This window comes from Gemella sp., from assembly GCF_057272915.1.
Window position 1 is genome coordinate 2,287 of record NZ_DBHIUF010000015.1, and the last position, 19,907, is coordinate 22,193.

Here is a 19,907-nt window from a genome sequence, read left to right on the forward strand (position 1 = left end):
TGTAGTTTCTCCTTTGATTACATACTTAGCGATGACTGTTCCACCTGCTTTTGGTACGTATTCATAGATAATTTCTTGGTTATCTGCTTTTACTTTACCTGTTTCTGCAGCTGAGTCTGCTTTTCTGCCTTCTAGGACATATTCTAACTCACCTTGTTTTAGGACTTCTCCTGCTTGTGGTGCTGTTGCTGTATACTCACTTCCCACTTGTGCTCCTGTTGATACAGTTGTACTTGGTTTTAGCTCTGTAGTTTCTCCTTTGATTACATACTTAGCGATGACTGTTCCACCTGCTTTTGGTGCGTACTCATAAACTACTTCTTGTTTATCCGCTGTAACTGTACCTTGTTCTCCAGCTGATGTAGCTTTATGTCCTTTATATACATAAACTTTTCCATCAGTAGCTGTTAATTCTTCACCTACTACTGGAGCTGTTGAAGTATAGCTTTTTCCAACTTTTAATCCTTTTGCAACATCTGTTGCTTGTTTTAATTCAGTTGTTGTACCTTCGATAACGTATTTTGCTACTACATCTCCACCAACTGGGACGAATCGCTCATAGTAAACATTTTCTACTACATCTCCATTCGACACAACTTCTGGAGTAATTGCTACTTTATCTATTGATGTTTTTGGTACATATTGATCATTTGCTTTTATTTGTGGATTTTCCCAATCTGAAAGAGTTGGGAACGTTACAGCTTCCCAATTAGTATTTTTTTCAATAATCCAATCACCTTTTACAACTCTTCCAGTATCTTTTCCAGTATATACTTTTCTCTTAACTGTAACACTTTGAACTTGCGGATGTGAAACTACGTTACTATCGTTATCTTTTTCTAGATAATTAATTGTACGTGTTAGTGTTTGAGTTTCTTCAGAAATAGTTGCTTCTTCATAAATGTAAACAACCTTTTTAGTTACTTGTTTCTCATACACTCCACTTTCTCTTGCTGAATCCGGTCTGATTTCCTTGAATAAATATGCTTTCCCAGAATATACTACAAAATCTTTTTTGCTTGTTGTATACTCAGTTCCAGCAAATTCTTTAGTAATAATATCGTTATCAACATTATAACCTTGTTCATTAATATACTTAACAATTAATTTTCCTCTAATATCTTCTGTAACTAATCCTACTTTGTTAGAATCAGCCCAATTGCCCTCATTATTTTTTATGAACACTTGAGAAGTACTTTGTATAAAGTTAGCATTATCATTATCTACACGAAGGTTAAAATGATGTGTAAACCCATGTTCTTTAGATATTGTATAATTATCTTTAAAGACATACTTAACTGCTGTTACGGCTTTCCAATCAGTAATCTGATCTTTTGTAACATAGTCTGCAGTCTTTTTATCCGTATTAGTTGTTGTCGTATATAACACATCAAACTCTGGTGAATCTTTTGAAATTGGTCCCTCCAAATAAGTTACAGCTTCTGTCTTAGGAATTAACACTATTGCTTCTTTAACTTTTTGAGGATTATCCGTTAAATTCTCCACTCTTGGAGTTAGAGTTACTTCTTGTCCATTTTTTACATCAATAATTCCTCTTACCCCAGGCGTTCCAGGCTTAGCAATCGTTAACGAAATTGAATATTCTATGTTATTGACAAATGTTACCGTAGTATTAGCTTTTGCTATCGTTGCTCCTGCTTCATGTCCTTCTACATAATCCGCATTAATACTTCTATCAGCACCAATTAATCGATCAGAATCACTATTCCATACAAGATAAGATTCAATCGGGTATGTTCCACTTGTTACTTGCCCATTATTTTCTACTTCAAAAGCAATAACTGCAGGTTTGTTATTTCCATCTCCTTTAATATTTTCTGTTATTTCATAGGATGAAATCCCTAAGTCTTCATAATCAAAAAGATAAGCCCTTTTACCAGTATTTTTGTAATTCTCAATTATTCTTGATGGATTCACTGTATTATAATTTTCTTTTACTTTATTATAATCATATTCACCACCAGAATTGTTAGTTCCGCCTAGATAGAAAGAACTACTTGTAACTAAACGATTATCTGCTAATAAGCGAAAATTTTTCATTGGAACATTTGAATCTGCTAATAACATAAGAGTCGGTTTATTAATTTTAGAATCTAGTTTATTTAAATCATAAACCGATTTTCCATCCTCAATAGATTCTACTAATCCAAAATAATCTGGAGCTTCATATACAACTGCCATTGGGATACTTTGTCCACGTGATAAATTATCTTTTGTTAGTTGAGCATTTCCAAGTTGCTCCATTCTTAATTTTAATGTTGGCCACTCCTTAGTATGAATTGCTGCTTTTCCAGTTCCTGTAGCCGGTCTTTCTGTATTCACTGCACTTTCAAGAGTATTTTCTGCAGAAACACTTTGAAAAATTTTATTCTCATATCTAGTAATTGAAGGGTCTTTAGCCATCTTCTCCCATGTTCCAACAGTAACTCCTAATTCAGATTGTATCATTGCTATTTTTTTATCTTGTTCATCAACTTTATTATACTTATCAACAATCCCCGGATGTTTTAAAATCAAATGCGTATATCTTTTTTCTGAATTAAGTTTAATTTCTTTAAACAGTTCTTCAACAGAAGTATATTCTTTAATTAATTCTGCTTGATTTTCTTGTCCTACACCATATAATTTGAAATTTTCCTTAAAAGATAAATTAGAATCAAACCTATTCTTATTTAATATTTTTGATGTTTTTTGACTAGTTTCTGTTATTTCATTATACCAAAGATTCTTAATACTAAATTTTGAAAAATAATTTCCCTCTTTGTCTTTTGGAATAAAGTAGTTGATATACTGACTTGGTAAATAAGATCCATCATATTTTGGTCTAGTTATTCCTAAATCGGCTGTGAAATTATCTATATTACTAACTTCTGAATACAAACGTTGTTTAGAACTAGTGTAAGTATATTTGTAAATGTTACCTATAGTAGGTACACCATCTCCTGCATAAAATCTAAATCCTGTAGGATTAGATAATGTTTGAGTAAATGTTGAACCATCTGGTCTATGTCCTATTGCCGTATAAGTAAGATTAGCTACATACCCCCTTGTATTATTAGATTCAATTACTTTTGCAATCCCCTCTTGTGTGTTCAATACTCCTTCTTTTACTTTCAATATAGGTCCAGCTTCATACAGTTTTTTTTCTACCCCTTTTTCTAAGTCATGATGAAGCTTTAAAATACCATTTTCTAAAGTCCAATTTTGATTATTATCTACACTTTTTGGATCCAATTCTAAGAAATCTGGAATCCCACTGATGGTATAGTCATAACTTGTTAATCGACCATTACCGTTTTCAAATTCAACATCTTCTCCACTGAAAAAAGAACGACTAGACATAATTAAAGGTACTCTAAAAGTGGCATTGTCAGTCATTTTTAAATTACCATCAGTTACTATTCCAAACTTAAATTCACGTTCATCTCTAGAGGTATAACTTTCGATTGTTTTTTCTCTATGATCATTCTCTTTATAAATAATTTCTGATAAATAATCAAACGTTGCAGTTGCCGTTTCCGTAGACAATACATCATTTCCTACTATATATTCCACTTTAATTGGCAATGTATCATTTTTTGACGGTGAATTTTTTATTGAAGTTCCTACCGTTAAATTTAATTTACTTTCGGCTACAGTACCTCCTGACATTGGTTTTAATACAATTTCATAAATATAATCACTTTCGGTTGAACGATCAATCATATTTTTAACAAGATTTGAATGTATAAAAGTTGGTTGTTCAGTTTTCTTTGTATATAATAAAGCTTTTGGGACTGTCACACGAACCTTCCCATCAACTACTGTGTCAGTTGATGAACTTGTGTATGTGATAGAAACGTTCACTCTTCTCTTTCCAGATCCCTCTCCGATGACAGGAATATTTTTTTCTGACGGTCCATCAGCAGAATCAAAATGAACAGCCCCAAATAAAGCGTGGTCTGTCACTCCAGTACGGAAACCTGTTCCTTCTTCCATCTTCTTACCATTACGACTATCTTGGTTTTTATTTTCTTTAGGTGTTTCTTCAGCCTTGATTGATTTTAAGATAGAAGTTAATGAACTAAGTTCTTTTGCTTTTTTATCTACTTCTTCCTGAGTAGGATTATTTTTTAATAAAGCTTCAGCTGATTCTAATTTTTTAGAAGCTTCATCAATCACTGATTTTTGTTTAGCATTATTTTTTACTCTTTCTAGTTGAGCTTTTAATTCTTCGATTTTTTTATTAAGAAGCGACTTGTCAACTTCTTTTGTTGCACTTTCCGCTTGACTGTTTTCACCTGATTGAGTTGCTAACTTTTCTGCAACAGCTGTAGCTACTTTCTCACGTGTATTCTCTACTTTTTTCTCAGCAGGTTTCACTTCAACTGCAGATGGTACAGGTACGCTTGTTTCCGTAGAATCAGCTACCTTCTTATCACCATTTTGTTGCACAGTAGTGCTATCACTAGCCTCTACAACACCTGCACCAAAGAATAAACCTACTCCAATTAGAACACTCGCTGCTCCTACTTTGAATTTTTTTATAGAATATGTTTCTACTTTTTCGCCATGTTGCTCATTCTGTTTTTTTATGTTGTTTTTACCAATCATCAACTATTTCTCTCCTTTATAATTATTTAAATATCTATAATATAATACCATAAAAAATAACATCAATAAAGAAATAATATTTGTTTTTTTCAAAAAAAAAAAAAAAAAAACAATAAAAAAACAATTTTTTCTTTATAACTTAATAAAAAATATCATAAAATAATAGTTTTATATAAATAATAAACCAAAATAATTAACAAAAAAATATCCAATAGAGACATTATATATATTATATATAAGAAAATAAATCATTTTATTATATATTTTTTATATTCTATAATAACGACATTTAGAGAATTATTTTTTCTATGTAATATATTCACCCTCCTTTAAAACTAAAAAAGCATCCCCCTCTTCTAACTTCAAGATAAATATTTTTACTGGAAATTTTTATGTCTGATTTGATATTAACATCTACCTTAAAATTTTCATCTTACTCTCTATAAATTAAAACAATAAACTATCATCTCCCTCCTAATTTACAAAAAAATTAATACAAATATTGATATTGAGGAAAACTAAAACAAAAGACCCAAAACTAAGTTTCCTTAATTTTGAGTCTTTATTTTTCTATACTAAAACTTTATCGTTTTCTTTTCTCTCTCTTGGAGATTGGCGAACACTTACTTCGATTTTACCTTTTTTGTTTAATTCACGTACTTTTAATACTGCCCACAATTGTGCTGCAATAAATAGTGATGAATATAAACCAAAGATTAACCCAATAAGTAACGCTACATTGAATGAGTAAATTGAGCTACTTCCTACTAATAACATAACTATAACCGTGATTATAACTGTTAATACTGTATTAATAGAACGAGTTAATGTTTGTCTTAGCGATACATCTACTACTTTATAAATTTGTTCTTTTGATGTTAAAACTTTCTCATGACGCATATGTTCACGAATACGGTCAAATGTAACGATAGTATCGTTAATTGAGTAACCTACGATTGTTAATACCGCTGCGATGAATGTAATATCTATTTCTAAGCTTAATAAACTCGCTATGAAAATAATTATACATACGTCATGCAGTAAGGCGATAACACTCGTAAGCCCCATACGCCATTCGAATCTAAATGCTACATAGATGATAATACCTATAGAAGCATACATTAATGCGAATAATGCATTTTTAGCTAATTCTTTACCAATTACTGGAGATACAACGCTTAGGTTAGCATCTTTTTCATATTTTTTAGCAAAGTATTCTTTGATTTCTATCGATTTATCTTGTGCAAAGCTCTCTTTAGAGTGTACTGTTGCTTGTTTTTTATCTGGTGAAACAACTATTTTTTCTTCTTTTACTTTTAAAGCATTTAGATCTTCTTGAATCTTATCTACTGATAATTCTGTATTCGCAGCCACATCAATACGTGTACCACTAGAGAAGTCAATCCCTAAGTTCAATTTATACATACCTAAAGACACAGATCCTGCAATCATGATCGCAATACTTAAAGCAAAGAATTTCTTCATGTGCTTAGTAAAGCTCAACCATTCAAATTTAGTACTTAAGTTAAGTGAATTTATACCAAACTTAGTTTCATGAATACTCTTCTTACTAACACCAAAGTACCCTGGGTGATTATTAAAAATATTAGAATTCACTAATAAACTTAGTAATAATCTAGTACCAAATACCGCAGTTATAAAGCTGACTAATATTGATAATAGTAACATTGTCGCAAAACCTTTAACACTACTTGTACCAAAGATAAATAGTACTATTGCAGCGATTACTGTAGTAAACTGTGAGTCAAAGATTGTCCATAATGACTGTTTAGCTCCATCTAAGTATGCTTTTTTTAGTGGATATCCAGCACGCACTTCTTCTTTAATTCTTTCGTACATGATGATATTAGCGTCAACTGCCATACCTACCCCAAGAATTAAAGCTGCAATACCAGGAAGTGTAAGTACCCCTGATATCATGTTGAAGAATACTACCGTAATATATACGTAAGCAACCATCATGACACTAGCTACGAATCCAGGTATACGATAAACAACTAGCATGAATAAACAAATAATTGCTAATGCTATAGCCCCTGCTAATACTGTTTGTTGCAATGCATCGGCACCAAATTGAGCTCCTACAGAGTTTGAGTAAATCTCTGTTAATTTTACAGGTAAAGCACCAGAGTTTAATAATGCTGCCATTTCTTTAGCTTCTTTTACGGTGAAGTTCCCTGTAATTTGAACATCTTTAGAGTTAATAGTTTGAGCTACTTGCGGTGCAGAAACATATTTAGGTTTCTCTTTAGCTGCTTCAGCCTTAAATGAATCTCCTTCATTGAAGTCCATCCAAATAACCATTAAGTTTTGACCTTGAGGACGTTTACTGATTTCAGAAGTAATATTACCAAATTTATCAGCGTCTTTTAATTTCAAGTTTACATCTGGTTTGTTGTTTTGATCAAACCCTTGAGACGCTCCGTTTTCTTCTAAATCAGAACCGTCTAACAATACCTTATCTTCAATATCACGAATAGTTAAGTTCGCTTGCGTTGATAATACTTTACGAGCTGTTTCTTGGTCTTTTACCCCTGCAAGTTCAACACGAATTCTATTTCCTGATTCAACAGTAATAACCGGTTCACTTACCCCAAGTATGTTAATACGTCTACTAATAGTGTCAGCAGTTGCCTTAACAGCTGCTTCATCTATAGTTTGACCGTCTTTAAGAGGTTCTACTTGGTATAGTACCTCAAATCCTCCTTGAAGATCCAGTCCAAGATTTACTTTTTCAGCATTAGATTTTGATGTTAATCCTATTGATGTTAGGATAATAACTACTAATGACAAGAAAGCAATAATTCTACTGAACTTTTTCTTCTCATTTCTTCTTCCTCTCATGAAAGTTCTCCTTTATTTTATTTTTCATTGTACAATTTATAGTAATCAAATATAAAATTATTTATATGTAAATCGCTATATAGGTAATTAATACGCTACCTTCTAATTTATCAAATTTTCGCTAAGTTATCAAGTATTTATTTAATTTTTTCGTAATAATCTTCCACATATTTAATGACAGAAAAATCATTATTATTTCCGATAACTTCATCACACATATTTTGAATTTCTTCTTTAGCATTATTTGGACAAACACTCCAGCCTGCTACATCGAACATTTCTTTATCATTGAAATTATCACCAAATACTACACAGTCTTCGATTGGAGAATTGTAATATTCAGCTAGTTTTTCAATTGCAGTACCTTTATTGCACCCTTTCGGCATAATATCGAAGAAATCAGTCGCCGAGAATGTTCCATCTACTTCTAGAACTTCACTCACCTTGTTAAAGAAATTCACTACTTTATCATGATCTTTAGCAATCATCATAATTTTTTGACAATCTTCTTTATTTTTCTTGATTTCACCTATAATGTCATCATGAATATACATTGGCGTTTTCAGTTCCTCTGGCATATCCGCTTCAAGTTTCTTCATTCTAGCCATACTAAATGACAAGTGGTTACAATAAATATAATTTAATGTATATACGTGAAATTCTATCTCATCATCATTTAGTTCTTTAAACATACTATAAATTTTTTCAATTTCTTCTATTTTAAAACTCTTTTGATAAACTATTTCACCTGTTGATAGATTTCTAATTAAACTTCCATTATTAGAAATAACTACATCGTTCATCCCTAAGTTGTAATAATAATGCTTAACCGCAATATCAGGTCTTCCCGTGGCAATTATGAATTTACTTCCTTTATCTTGCAGTTTTACTATCACATCTTTCGCATTTGGTGCAACTTCTTTTTTATCATTTAAAAAAGTTCCATCCATATCAGTAATAAACCATTTCATTAGTTATTTTTCTCCTTTGTGAAAACTAAAAATTTACTAATAACATAATTAGCAACAAGTACTACGAATTGAATAATAAATTTACTTAGATAGGCATTCATTCCTAAGTAAATGAATAATTCTACTCCAAATACTTCTATAACAAGCGTAGATAATCTAGCTGTAAAGAATTTACTAAGTTCATAAAATACCTTCTTAAATCCTACTGCCTTTGAATCAAATACGTACTTAGCATTAACAAAATATGCAAATAAAATCGATAATGTTATAGATATTAAATTCGCTGGTCTAACTTCCATCCCATAGTAATACAAAATAAAATATGTAACAACATTTACTAAAGTTGTACAAACTCCAAAGAATATGTAATTAACTATACTTTTGTATCTGGGTTCTTTGTAAAGATCCAGCATTTTCTTTATTAAATTTCTCATGCTATCCTCTTTATAATAAAATTTTGCCAACACTTAATTATATACCTATAAGGATTTTTTTTCAAATTTTTACATATAAAACTATCATAACTAAACAACATTTTTTGTTTAACTAATACATCGATATAATTAAAAAAATTAAAGAGCATCTCAAGAAATGATTGAGATACTCTTTTTATATTAAAGTTTACTAAACAGTTTTACTTCTGGATATTTATCGCTGAACCAGTTCATCGCAAAATCATTTTCGAATAAGAATACATAGTTATCATATAAATCTTTAACTAAAATACTTCTTGAACTTGACATATTCTCATTAATTGAATCTTCATTTTCAATCCAACGAGTAGTTTTTTGTCCGATACGTTCCATTATTACTTCTGTATTGTATTCATTTTTCATACGATGCTCAAATACTTCAAATTGCAGCTGACCTACTGCTCCTAAGATAATTTGATTCGTATGTAATGTCTTATAGTATTGAATAGCTCCTTCTTGTACTAGTTGCTCGACACCTTTGTGGAAGTGTTTTTGTTTCAATACATTTTTCGCAGAAACTTTTACGAAAATTTCCGGTGTAAACGAAGGAAGTGCTTCAAATTCAACTTTTTTATTTTGATAAAGTGTATCACCGATTTGATAGTTTCCACTATCGTAAAGACCTATAATATCCCCTGCATAAGCAACATCTACAGTAGCTTTATCATCTGCCATGAAGTTAGTTGAGCGTGAAATTTTTAATTTTTTCCCAGTTCTTGCTAAGTTTACATCCATACCACGGTTAAATTCACCTGAACACACTCGTAAGAATGCAATTCTGTCACGGTGCTTAGGGTCCATATTAGCTTGGATTTTAAAGATAAATCCTGAGAAATCCTCTCCTGTTGGTTGGATATCTTCTTCATTAACTCCACGACGACCTTTTGGTGTTGGAGCATTATCTACGTAGTAGTTTAAAAAACTTTCTACTCCAAATGATGATAATGCTGATCCGAAGAATACCGGTGTTTGTTCCCCTTTTAATTGTTTATCATAGTCGTAGTCAACACCTGCTTCTGTTATCAGAATCATGTCCTCTACACATTTTTGATACATAGTATCTTGAGCAAGCGGATTATCATCTACGATATTATACTCTTCATCTAATTCTACGAAGTCACTATCTTCTTTAAACGGTTCGATAAAATGATTTTTTCTATCCATTATACCGAAGAAGTTTTGCCCCATACCTACCGGTAGATTCATCGGATATGTTTCTATTTCTAATTTTTCTTCAATTTCAGCTAATAATTCTAATGGATCTTTAATTTCACGGTCAACTTTGTTAATGAATGTGAAGATTGGAATACCACGCATACGACATACTTTGAATAGTTTTAATGTCTGCGCCTCAATCCCTTTCGCTCCATCAATAACCATTACGGCACTATCTACTGCCATAAGAGTACGATATGTATCTTCTGAAAAGTCTTCGTGTCCTGGTGTATCTAGGATATTGATAATTTTATTATCATAATCAAGTTGCATTACTGATGAAGTTACCGAGATACCACGTTGTTTCTCAATATCCATCCAGTCACTTTTTGCATACTTCCCTGTTTTCTTACCTTTTACTGTTCCTGCTTCACGAATCGCTCCACCGAATAATAGTAATTTCTCCGTTAATGTAGTTTTACCTGCATCGGGGTGAGAGATAATCGCAAATGTTCTTCTTTTTTCTACTTGTTCTCTAATTTTTTCTACCACGTTATTTTCCTTTCAATTTTTTATTTAATATTAAATTTCTTTTTCGCTTCTTCTACTGCAACGATTGGATCTGAGTGCCAAACTTTTTTACCACCTTGAAGAATTTCATAATCTTCACGTCCTTTTGATGCTAAAATTACCACATCTCCAGGTTCAGATAGTTCAATTATTCGTTTAACAGCATCTGTTCTAAACCATACTTTTTCATAATTTTTATGAGTCATACCTTTTTCGATAGATCCCATTAGAACTTCTACGTCTTCATCACGAGGGCTATCAGTTGTAATAACAACATAATCAGCTTTTGAGATAATTTCACCAATTAATGGTCCTTTAGAAATATCACGTCCACCACCCATTCCAGTTACAAGAAGAGTTCGTTTTCCTTTTCTCATCTCACGAGTTGCTTCTAATAATTTTTCATATCCATCTGGAGTATGTGCAAAGTCACTTATAATATCAATCGGTAGGTCATCTCCTAAGATTTCCATTCGACCGTATAGTGCTCCAAGTTTAGGTAAAATATCAACTAGCTGTTCAACACTATAACCTTTTATCCACACAGCAATAAGAGCTGCAAGGACATTACTTACCATGAAGTCTCCGATATAATTAGTAGTACATTCAAATGTTCCTTCAGGAGAGTTTAGTGTAAAACTTGTTTTATAAACTTTCCCCTCTTTATATTGCCTTATGTTATAAGCATAAAAGTCTGCATTTTCATCTTTTATCGAGTAATTTATTTCTTGTTGATATAAGCATTTTGAAATGATTTTATAGTAACTATCGTCTTTATTCAAGACACCATATTTTGCTTCTGATAAATTATTTCCTAATGTTGAAAATAATAAACTCTTATCATAGGCATATGTCTGCATATCTCCATGAAAATCTAAGTGTTCATGTGTTAGGTTCGTGAATATAGCAACATCGATATCTACGTTATAAATACGACCTAATGCCATAGCGTGTGATGATGCTTCGAAAGCAAGATTTTTAATATTATCTCGACGTAATTCACCTATCTGATTATGTAATGTTACTACATCAGGAGTAGTGTTACCGAAGTAAACAGGTTCTGCATCATTTTTTCCAAAACCATTCGTTCCTATATAGGCACTACTCTCTCCTAAAGTTCTCAACATATTGTGTACCAATGTTGAGATACTTGTTTTACCATTTGTTCCAGTTACAGCTACAGTATGTACATCAGAACCTTCGTTGATTTTCTTAGCAATCATACTAGCAATTTTTTCAATTTCATGCTCTTTAATAACAATCACAGCACAGTTTTCTACATCGTAATTTTCATAACGACTCGCTATTACTAATGCCGCCCCTTGCTCTATTACCTTTTCTATATAATTATGACCATCTACCGTATATCCTTTTATAGCGACAAATACGTCGCCTTCACCTACTTTTCTAGAATCTTGAGATATATTGTTTACACTTTCTGGTAAATTTCCATAAATAGTTTTTACTTTTATATTATCAATAATATCTAATATATTCATACTATCTACCTTTTTCTTATTTTCTAACTACTAAATTATACCACGCATGATACTAATACTCAACCAACAACGGTAATTATTTTATCTAGGAGTGACACAAAAATCATGATTTTGGAGAATTCGATTTTCTAGAGTCTTCCAAGAAAAGTGTACTAGTTATTTAAAAAGCTTGTATAAAGCCTATTTGGGTATCAAAATAACACTAAATATAACAGTTTTATTTAAACTTTTTGAAATTTTGAATTTTTGTTTTATTCTCATTTTTTAATCATTCACTCTAGATTACGACATTATATTTCTGTTATGTTGATAATTAATAAAAACTAGTGTAATATATATAAGAAATCATTATAAAAAGAAACTAAAAGGAGCTACAATGGAACACGAAATTATTTCAGAAATTTTGACTCATATAGCTAATAATAATATTAATAAAATAACTTTTTCTAATATTCGCAATAAAGAATTAGAACTTGATAAAGTTATTGGTAAATTAGTTAATATTAAAAAAAGTATTAATCTACAGCTAGAATACAGATATAAAAGGATAATAAAACATACTAATATAGTTACTACAGATTCTTCAAATATTGAGAATTCGATCAAAGAACTTTTTGAATTAGCAAAAGACATCAATGTTGTTACCACAGATGAAAATATCAACATTAAAATTTCAAAAAAATTCAAAATAAGTGTAAATAGAAAGAAAACAGCCACTAAAGCTATTTCATTTGAACATAATAAGAAAAAAGACTATTTCTTAGACGAAAAACAAAAATATCCATTCTTAGTTGAACTAGGAATTCAAAATAATGATGGTAAGGTCTTAAAGAGCAAATATAATAAATTCAAGCAGATAAACAAGTATCTTGAATTTATAAAACAAGCTGCAACACAATTAAATTCTGATAAACAAATTACAATTCTTGACTTCGGTAGTGGTAAAAGTTATTTAACATTTTCTACTTATTATTACCTAACAGAAGTTCTTAAAATGAATGTGAAAATTATAGGTATCGATCTTAAAAAAGAGGTTATTGAACATTGTAATAGTATAGCTGAAAAACTTAATTTCACTAATCTAAGTTTTATTTACGGCGATGTCATTGATTACGAAAATACAGATGAGATAGATATGGTTATAAGTCTTCATGCATGTAATACTGCGACTGACATAGCTATCCTAAAAGCTCTTGGTTGGAAAGCAAAAGTATTCTTCGCAGTTCCTTGTTGTCAAAAAGAAGTTAATAGTCAACTTAATGATGAATTTCTTCCGTTTATGTTAAAACATGGAATTGTTAAAGAAAAATTCTCTACACTTCTTACTGATTCTATTCGTAGCGAAGTCTTAGAAGCATTCGGATATAAATCTGATATTGTTGAGTTTATCTCTGCAGAGAACACACCTAAAAATCAACTTATCCGAGCTTATAGAACAACAAATAATGTCGATAAAGATAAAATTACTAATCTTGAGAAATTCACTACTTCATTAAATGTAGAGATGTTCTTATTAGACGAAGTAAAAAAATTAATTTAATATAAAGAAAAATGCATTAGCTCTCATTTTTGAGCTAATGCACTTTATTATTCTAAAAACTATAATTCACTAAAATCGTAAACTTTACCTTTTTGTCTATTTGGTAATACAGCCGCAATTACTAAGCAAACTGCTGCTGGTACTAACCATTCTAAACTTTGAGCTGCTAGAGGAAGTTTTGCGATTAAACCACTTAAAGCCTCTACTTTAAATGTGCTTCCTACTACAGAAAGAATAGAGATTAATGTAACTACTGCCATTGTTAATTGCATTCCTAACTTAGATAATGCAACGTATTTGTTAACAATAACAATTAATACTAATGCAATTGTGATTGGGTATAAGAATAATAGCATTGGTACTGAGAATTGGATAACACTTTGTAATCCAACGTTTGCGATAGAAAATCCTACAACTGTGAATAATGTAGCATACGTTTTGTATGAAAGTTGTGGGAATTTTTTGTTAAAGAATTCTGAAGTTGCCACGATTAATCCTACTGTTGTAGTGAAACATGTAAGAATCACCATGATTCCTAAGAACATGCTTCCGAAGTTACCGAACAATTGACGGGCTGATTCAGATAGTACATATGCACCTTTATTAACTTTAGGGTTGGCAAGAACCTCAGCAGGTACTGCAAATTTGTTACCTAATAATCCTAATCCAACGTATAAGATACTGAATCCAATACCTGTTGCAATACCAGCAATCCATACACTTGATAAAAATTCTTTTTTATCTTTAAATCCTAATTGTTTTAAAGCACTCATCGCAATGATACAGAATGCTACTGAAGCAAGTGCATCAAGTGTGTTGTATCCTTCGATAAATCCTGTACCGAATGCCAAACCGCTAGTTGCATAAGTTTTAGCAGCTTCTCCTGTCGAGTTAAATTTAGAAACTCCTAAGATTACTAAAATTACAATTAATAAAGCAAAAATAGGTGTTAAAACTTTACCTACACTATTTAAAATCTTAGTTGGGTTTACCGCTAATAAGAACGCACATACAAAATAAATAACTGTAAAAATTAATAACCACGGTAAACTACTTCCAGCTACAACTGGAGCTACTCCAATATCAAATGCAGTTGCTGCAGTTCTTGGAATCGCAAAAAGCGGTCCAATTGATAAATAAAGTAAAACTAAGTACGCTGTTGAGAATAATGGTGAAATTTTTTCATCCATCTCTGCTCCATAACCATTTGGATTAAGTGCCCCAACAATAAGTGTAACAATTGCTATCCCTACTCCTGAAACAACAAATCCTAAAATCGCTGGCCAAAAGTTTCCTCCTGCACTTACACCTAGTGCTGGTGGAAAGATTAAGTTTCCAGCACCAAAAAAGATACCAAATAATAACAATCCGGTTAATAAACCTTTTTTCATATATAATATTTCCTTTCTTAATTTATAATAGTATTATTATAATACTATACCTTCATCAAAAAGGCAAACATTTTTTAAATAATTAATATAAATTATCTAATTTTATATTAATTTAACTGATAATATTCGCAATATGTAAAAAATCGAGCTCAAAAATTTTTCGAGCTCGATTTCTAATTTTCAACTTTTTATCTGTATTATACATGTAACCAAAGTAACTGAATTACAAATAATATTGCAAATAAATACATTAATGGATGAATATCTTTCCATTGTTTTTTAGATAATTTTAATACTACATAGAAGATAAATCCAAATGCAATACCATCATTAATTGAACCTGTAAGTGGAATACCTACAATTGTTACAAATGCTGGGAATGCTTCTGTTATATCAGACCAGTCGATCTTAGCAATACTTTCCATCATGAATGAACCAATGATGATTAATGCTGGTGATGTAATCGCTGGAACTGATGCTAAACTACTTGCAAGTGGGAATAAGAAAATTGAGATTACAACCAAGAAACTTGTTGTTAAAGCTGTAAGACCTGTACGTCCTCCGTTAGCAACCCCTGCAGAAGATTCAATATAAGCTGAAGTTGGAGTAGTTCCAAATAAAGATCCTGCTAGTGAAGCAAATGAGTCAGCTAATAAAGCTTCTCTTGCTTTTTCCATTTTTCCATTTTTAATTAGTCCTGCTTGACTAGTTACTGCAACCATTGTACCCGTAGTGTCAAATAATGTTACCATTAAGAATGTGAATACTATTCCGTATAATCCTAATTGTAAAGCATTAATACTTTCACTAACCGGATTATATAATAAACTTAAATCCATGTGAGGAATACCAAAGATTTTTTCTACTTTTAACATTCCTGTAAAATATGAAATAATAGCAACTATTGCCATTCCAATGAAAATAGCTCCTTTTACTTCTAAAGCTAATAGAACAAGGATAATAAAGATACCTAGAATTGTCATATAAGCTACAGGATTTTTTAAATCTCCTAATGAAAGAATTGTGTGTGGATTTGCTACAATAAGCGAAGAGTTTTTAAGCCCCAAAAATGCGATAAATAATCCAATTGCTGCTGAAATCCCATGTCTTAAATTATTAGGAATTGAATCAATTAAACTTTCACGGAATTTTGTTGCTGATAAAATTACGAAAATAACAGCTCCTAAAAAACACGTTGCTAATAAAGTTTTATAGTTATAACCTGATGTTGCAGCTAGTGTTGCGAAATATGAGTTTATCCCCATACCAGGTGCAACTACTATTGGATAGTTCGCTGCTAATGCCATAATTAAAGTACCGACTAAAATCGCGATTATTGTCGCTGTAAATACTCTATCTAACGGAATACCTGCTGCTGATAGTACAGCTGGATTTACTACTAAAATATAACTCATAGAGAAAAATGTAATTAAACCAGAAACTACTTCAGTTCTAGTATTAGTATTGTTCTCTTTTAATTTAAAAAGACGTTCTAACATAAATAGAAAATTCTCCTTAGTTTTTATTAATGCTTAAGCACATAGATAATAATATATGTTTTATCTCTAAAAGTCAAGAACTTTTATTTTTAAAGTTCATATTTCACATGAATATTTTATGTTTTATATTAATTTTCGATAAAAACTACCTTCTCTTTTAAAAAAATGCGAGAGTTTACATAAAGAAACATTCGTCATAAACGAACTTTGACTTTATTTTCATCTATAAAAATTCGATTAAAATAAATAAAAAATTCTTTAAACACTATACTACCTAAAGTTTAGATTTAGTATAATGAGGTTAACCCAAAAGTCCTAAAATTTAACAAAGTGTATATGAGAACTCATAGACGCAGTAGTTTATTAATATCTAAATTCGCTTTATAAAGCTTTTTAGATATCTAATAAACTGTGCGGGGGTGACTCGACAAAATCTTGTTTCTCCGAAATCACGATTTTTGAGTCACTCCCTTATTCTTTATCCTCTGGAATAACTCCCATTAATTTTAACAATTTATTATATTCAAAAAGCATCTGCAAAGCATATAGCACTAAAAATAGATAAACCATCTTTGTAATTGGAAAATCATGATAATCTAAAAAGAAAAATTTCAGAAAAATTACAAATAATAGCGAAACAGCAGCTATCTTAAAATGTTTTTCTCCTGATATTTTAACATTTAAAAATATAATAACTATAGGAACTAAACTTAATCTTGATAAATTTTCTAGTATATCTATAACACTACCTCCACATAATTCCCATTCTTCATTTACAACACCTCTATACTAACTCCTATTGTATCAAAAGAGTTAACACGATGTGAAACGTTTACATTTATAGTGCATATATATTTAGTTCAATATAAAATAATATCACTAAAGAATCCTTTAAATTCCTTAGTGATATTTACTATATTATAATATTTTCGAGAAGAATTCTTTTGTTCTTTCTTCTTTTGGATTATCGAATATTTCCGATGGAGTTCCTTCTTCTAATACTACTCCCCCATCCATAAATATTACCTTATCAGCAACTTCTTTTGCGAAATTCATTTCATGAGTAACTATTAGCATAGTTAATCCTTCTTCTGATAATTCTTTGATAACATCTAGTACTTCTTTTACCATCTCTGGATCTAGAGCACTAGTAGGCTCATCAAATAATAATACTTCTGGTGAATTAGCTAAGGCACGTGCAATAGCTACACGTTGCTTTTGTCCACCTGAAAGACTGTTTGGATAAACATCTTTTTTATCTTCTAAGCCAACACGTCTTAGCAATTCAACTGCCTTTTTCTCAATGTTTTCAGCAGTATCGTCACCGAACGTTTTTGGTGCAAGTGTAATATTTTCTAATACACTCATATTTGGGAAAAGATTAAAGTTTTGAAATACCATTCCAACTTTTTTTCTATATTTATTGATATTTTGTTTAGTAATATCTTCCCCATTGTATAAAATTTGTCCACTAGTAGGAGTTTCTAATAAGTTTACACAACGTAATGCTGTACTTTTCCCACTACCACTTGAACCTAGAATTACGATTTTCTCCCCTTTTTCAACGCTTATATTTACACCTTTTAATACTTCTAATTTTCCGAATTTCTTATGTAAATCTTTTATTTCTAATAACAATTTCTTCACCTACTTCGTTAATTTTTTCTCTAAACGTTTTACCAATAGTGATAATATTGATGTAATTATAAAATATATTGCAGCAGCTACTAGGTATGGTCCAAATGTTTGGTATGTAGCATTTTTTACAGTGTTTGCCGTAAACATGATATCTGCTACTCCTACAAAATAAACTATTGAAGATTCTTTTACTAATGAAATAAATTCATTACCTAGAGCTGGTAAACTATTTTTTAAAGCTTGTGGTAAAATAATTAATTTCATAGTTTGGAAATAACTAAGTCCTAAAGAACGTCCTGCTTCCATTTGTCCTTTATCAATTGCTAATATTCCAGAACGGAATATCTCACTAACATATGCACCAGAGTTAATTGAAAGAGCAATTATCGCTGACATAAATGGTGTAAATGAAATGCCAATTTCTGGTAGTGCAAAATAGATAATCATAATTTGCACTAGTATTGGTGTATTTCTAATTATTTCTACATATATTGCTGCTATTATATTAAATACTTTAAAAGTACTAATTTTTGCTAAACATATTACAATTCCAAGTATTAATCCTACTAGTAAAGCTATAAGTGAAACTTTTAATGTAGTTACCGTAGCTTCTAAATACGTCGTGTAATAATTTGGAAGAAAATCAAACATTCTATTTTATACCTCTCTTTTATTCGCTTTGTGCAGCAACTTTAGCATATTTATCAAGTTCTTTTTCAAATGCTTTTTGTTCTTGAATTTCTTTAATTACTGCGTTAACTTTTTCTAATAATTCTTTATTACTATTATCTTTTCCTTTTTTGAACGCTATTGCCATACCTGTTGCTTCTGGATCGTTTTCTGCTTTGAATGTACTAATTTTTATATCAGTGTATTTATTCATAGCGATTTTAGCAACATCATCTGGTATTAATACTACGTCAATTTTTTTATTTTTTAAATCTTGTAATAAGCTTGGTACATCTGTTAAAGCTTGGATATTTTTCTCATCCATTTTTAGTTGTTCTTTTGCATAAGTTTCATAAGTTGAACCTTTTTGAACACCGATTTTTTTATTTTTTAAATCAGCTACAGATTTAATTTCTTCGCTATCTTTATTTACAACGAAAATTCCTTTGCTTGTATAATAAACATCAGAGAAATCAACTGCTTTTTTTCTTTCCTCTGTTGGGTTAACTCCAGAAATTACCATATCAACTTTGTTAGCATTTAAAGCTGCGATTAGTGAATCGAATGCCATTTCTTGAATTTCAACTTGAACACCTAATTTTTTAGCTACTTGCTCTGCTAAGTAAATATCTGCTCCAACTACTTTTTTGTTACCATTTTCTGTAGTTAAAAACTCATATGGTGGATAATCTGGTGATACTCCTAGAACTATTTTCCCTTTGTCTTTAAGTTCCTCTGATTTTGTTTTTGTTTTGCTGCTTGAGCATGCTGTTAATGTAAATACTGTAATAATTGATGTAATGAATAATAATAATTTTTTCATTGTCTTATCTCCTTTTTTCTTTATTATATTCTAGAAAAGAACGAATTATAAATAAAAAATCTCCTTGCAGCTAGTAATTCTAGCTACAAAGAGACGATATTTCGCGGTGCCACTCTTTTTGATACACTAAATCTAAGAAAGATACAGTCCATGGTCTGTATAAAGGCACGAGATAAATAAAAAAGTCTTTTTATAATTTC

12 protein-coding genes are annotated in these 19,907 nt (G+C 30.7%); 1 reads left to right on the forward strand and 11 read right to left on the reverse strand.

Translation table 11 applies throughout. From position 1 onward, the window contains the following. The 6 genes from ACO6OL_RS06505 to ACO6OL_RS06530 form a co-directional block, all read right to left on the reverse strand. Window positions 1–4,614: YSIRK-type signal peptide-containing protein (locus ACO6OL_RS06505; protein WP_485502574.1), on the reverse strand; the 4,614-nt coding region annotated here is incomplete at its 3' end. Between the two features lie 570 nt (window positions 4,615–5,184). Next, a complete protein-coding gene (gene secD, locus ACO6OL_RS06510; protein ID WP_485502555.1) occupies window positions 5,185–7,479 on the reverse strand; it encodes a protein translocase subunit SecD in 2,295 nt (764 codons plus the stop codon). A 137-nt stretch (window positions 7,480–7,616) separates the two neighbouring features. Then, window positions 7,617–8,450 carry a Cof-type HAD-IIB family hydrolase gene (locus ACO6OL_RS06515; RefSeq protein ID WP_485502556.1) on the reverse strand — a complete coding sequence of 278 codons (834 nt, stop codon included), beginning with the start codon at window positions 8,448–8,450 and terminating at the stop codon, window positions 7,617–7,619. Continuing rightward, the gene (locus ACO6OL_RS06520; protein ID WP_314161058.1) at window positions 8,450–8,884 is read right to left on the reverse strand and encodes a GtrA family protein; all 435 of its coding nucleotides are present in this window, start codon (window positions 8,882–8,884) and stop codon (window positions 8,450–8,452) included. Before ACO6OL_RS06520 ends, ACO6OL_RS06515 begins: the two co-directional genes overlap by 1 nt. Before the next feature lie 180 nt (window positions 8,885–9,064). Then, window positions 9,065–10,630, reverse strand: a complete 1,566-nt coding sequence (locus ACO6OL_RS06525; RefSeq protein ID WP_316452470.1) for a peptide chain release factor 3 — start codon at window positions 10,628–10,630, stop codon at window positions 9,065–9,067. Between the two features lie 20 nt (window positions 10,631–10,650). Further along, window positions 10,651–12,147 (reverse strand): UDP-N-acetylmuramoyl-L-alanyl-D-glutamate--2,6-diaminopimelate ligase, encoded by a 1,497-nt coding sequence (locus tag ACO6OL_RS06530; RefSeq protein WP_485502557.1) that lies wholly within the window; start codon window positions 12,145–12,147, stop codon window positions 10,651–10,653. Between the two features lie 376 nt (window positions 12,148–12,523). Here ACO6OL_RS06530 and ACO6OL_RS06535 point away from each other — a divergent pair, with 376 nt between their 5' ends. Continuing rightward, window positions 12,524–13,687 (forward strand): class I SAM-dependent methyltransferase, encoded by a 1,164-nt coding sequence (locus tag ACO6OL_RS06535; RefSeq protein WP_485502558.1) that lies wholly within the window; start codon window positions 12,524–12,526, stop codon window positions 13,685–13,687. 59 nt (window positions 13,688–13,746) lie between these two features. Here the strand turns inward: ACO6OL_RS06535 and brnQ are convergent, their stop codons facing one another. The 5 genes from brnQ to ACO6OL_RS06560 form a co-directional block, all read right to left on the reverse strand. Further along, window positions 13,747–15,078: a branched-chain amino acid transport system II carrier protein gene (gene brnQ, locus ACO6OL_RS06540; RefSeq protein WP_485502559.1), complete on the reverse strand. Its 1,332-nt coding sequence runs from the start codon at window positions 15,076–15,078 to the stop codon at window positions 13,747–13,749. A gap of 197 nt (window positions 15,079–15,275) precedes the next feature. After that, on the reverse strand, window positions 15,276–16,577 hold the full coding sequence (locus ACO6OL_RS06545; RefSeq protein ID WP_485502560.1) for an NCS2 family permease: 1,302 nt from the start codon (window positions 16,575–16,577) through the stop codon (window positions 15,276–15,278). A gap of 918 nt (window positions 16,578–17,495) precedes the next feature. Continuing rightward, complete coding sequence (locus tag ACO6OL_RS06550) at window positions 17,496–18,215, reverse strand: amino acid ABC transporter ATP-binding protein (RefSeq protein WP_485502561.1); 720 nt, start codon at window positions 18,213–18,215, stop codon at window positions 17,496–17,498. Between the two features lie 9 nt (window positions 18,216–18,224). Further along, a complete protein-coding gene (locus ACO6OL_RS06555) occupies window positions 18,225–18,866 on the reverse strand; it encodes an amino acid ABC transporter permease (protein ID WP_314160730.1) in 642 nt (213 codons plus the stop codon). 19 nt (window positions 18,867–18,885) lie between these two features. Then, complete coding sequence (locus ACO6OL_RS06560) at window positions 18,886–19,707, reverse strand: transporter substrate-binding domain-containing protein (protein ID WP_448912477.1); 822 nt, start codon at window positions 19,705–19,707, stop codon at window positions 18,886–18,888. Window positions 19,708–19,907 lie beyond the last annotated feature (200 nt).

Coding starts and splice junctions, on each gene's coding strand:
- secD (WP_485502555.1), bottom strand. CDS start 7,479: ATGAGAGGAAGAAGAAATGAGAAGAAAAAGTTCAGTAGAATTATTGCT.
- ACO6OL_RS06515 (WP_485502556.1), bottom strand. CDS start 8,450: ATGAAATGGTTTATTACTGATATGGATGGAACTTTTTTAAATGATAAA.
- ACO6OL_RS06520 (WP_314161058.1), bottom strand. CDS start 8,884: ATGAGAAATTTAATAAAGAAAATGCTGGATCTTTACAAAGAACCCAGA.
- ACO6OL_RS06530 (WP_485502557.1), bottom strand. CDS start 12,147: ATGAATATATTAGATATTATTGATAATATAAAAGTAAAAACTATTTAT.
- ACO6OL_RS06535 (WP_485502558.1), top strand. CDS start 12,524: ATGGAACACGAAATTATTTCAGAAATTTTGACTCATATAGCTAATAAT.
- brnQ (WP_485502559.1), bottom strand. CDS start 15,078: ATGAAAAAAGGTTTATTAACCGGATTGTTATTATTTGGTATCTTTTTT.
- ACO6OL_RS06545 (WP_485502560.1), bottom strand. CDS start 16,577: ATGTTAGAACGTCTTTTTAAATTAAAAGAGAACAATACTAATACTAGA.
- ACO6OL_RS06555 (WP_314160730.1), bottom strand. CDS start 18,866: ATGTTTGATTTTCTTCCAAATTATTACACGACGTATTTAGAAGCTACG.
- ACO6OL_RS06560 (WP_448912477.1), bottom strand. CDS start 19,707: ATGAAAAAATTATTATTATTCATTACATCAATTATTACAGTATTTACA.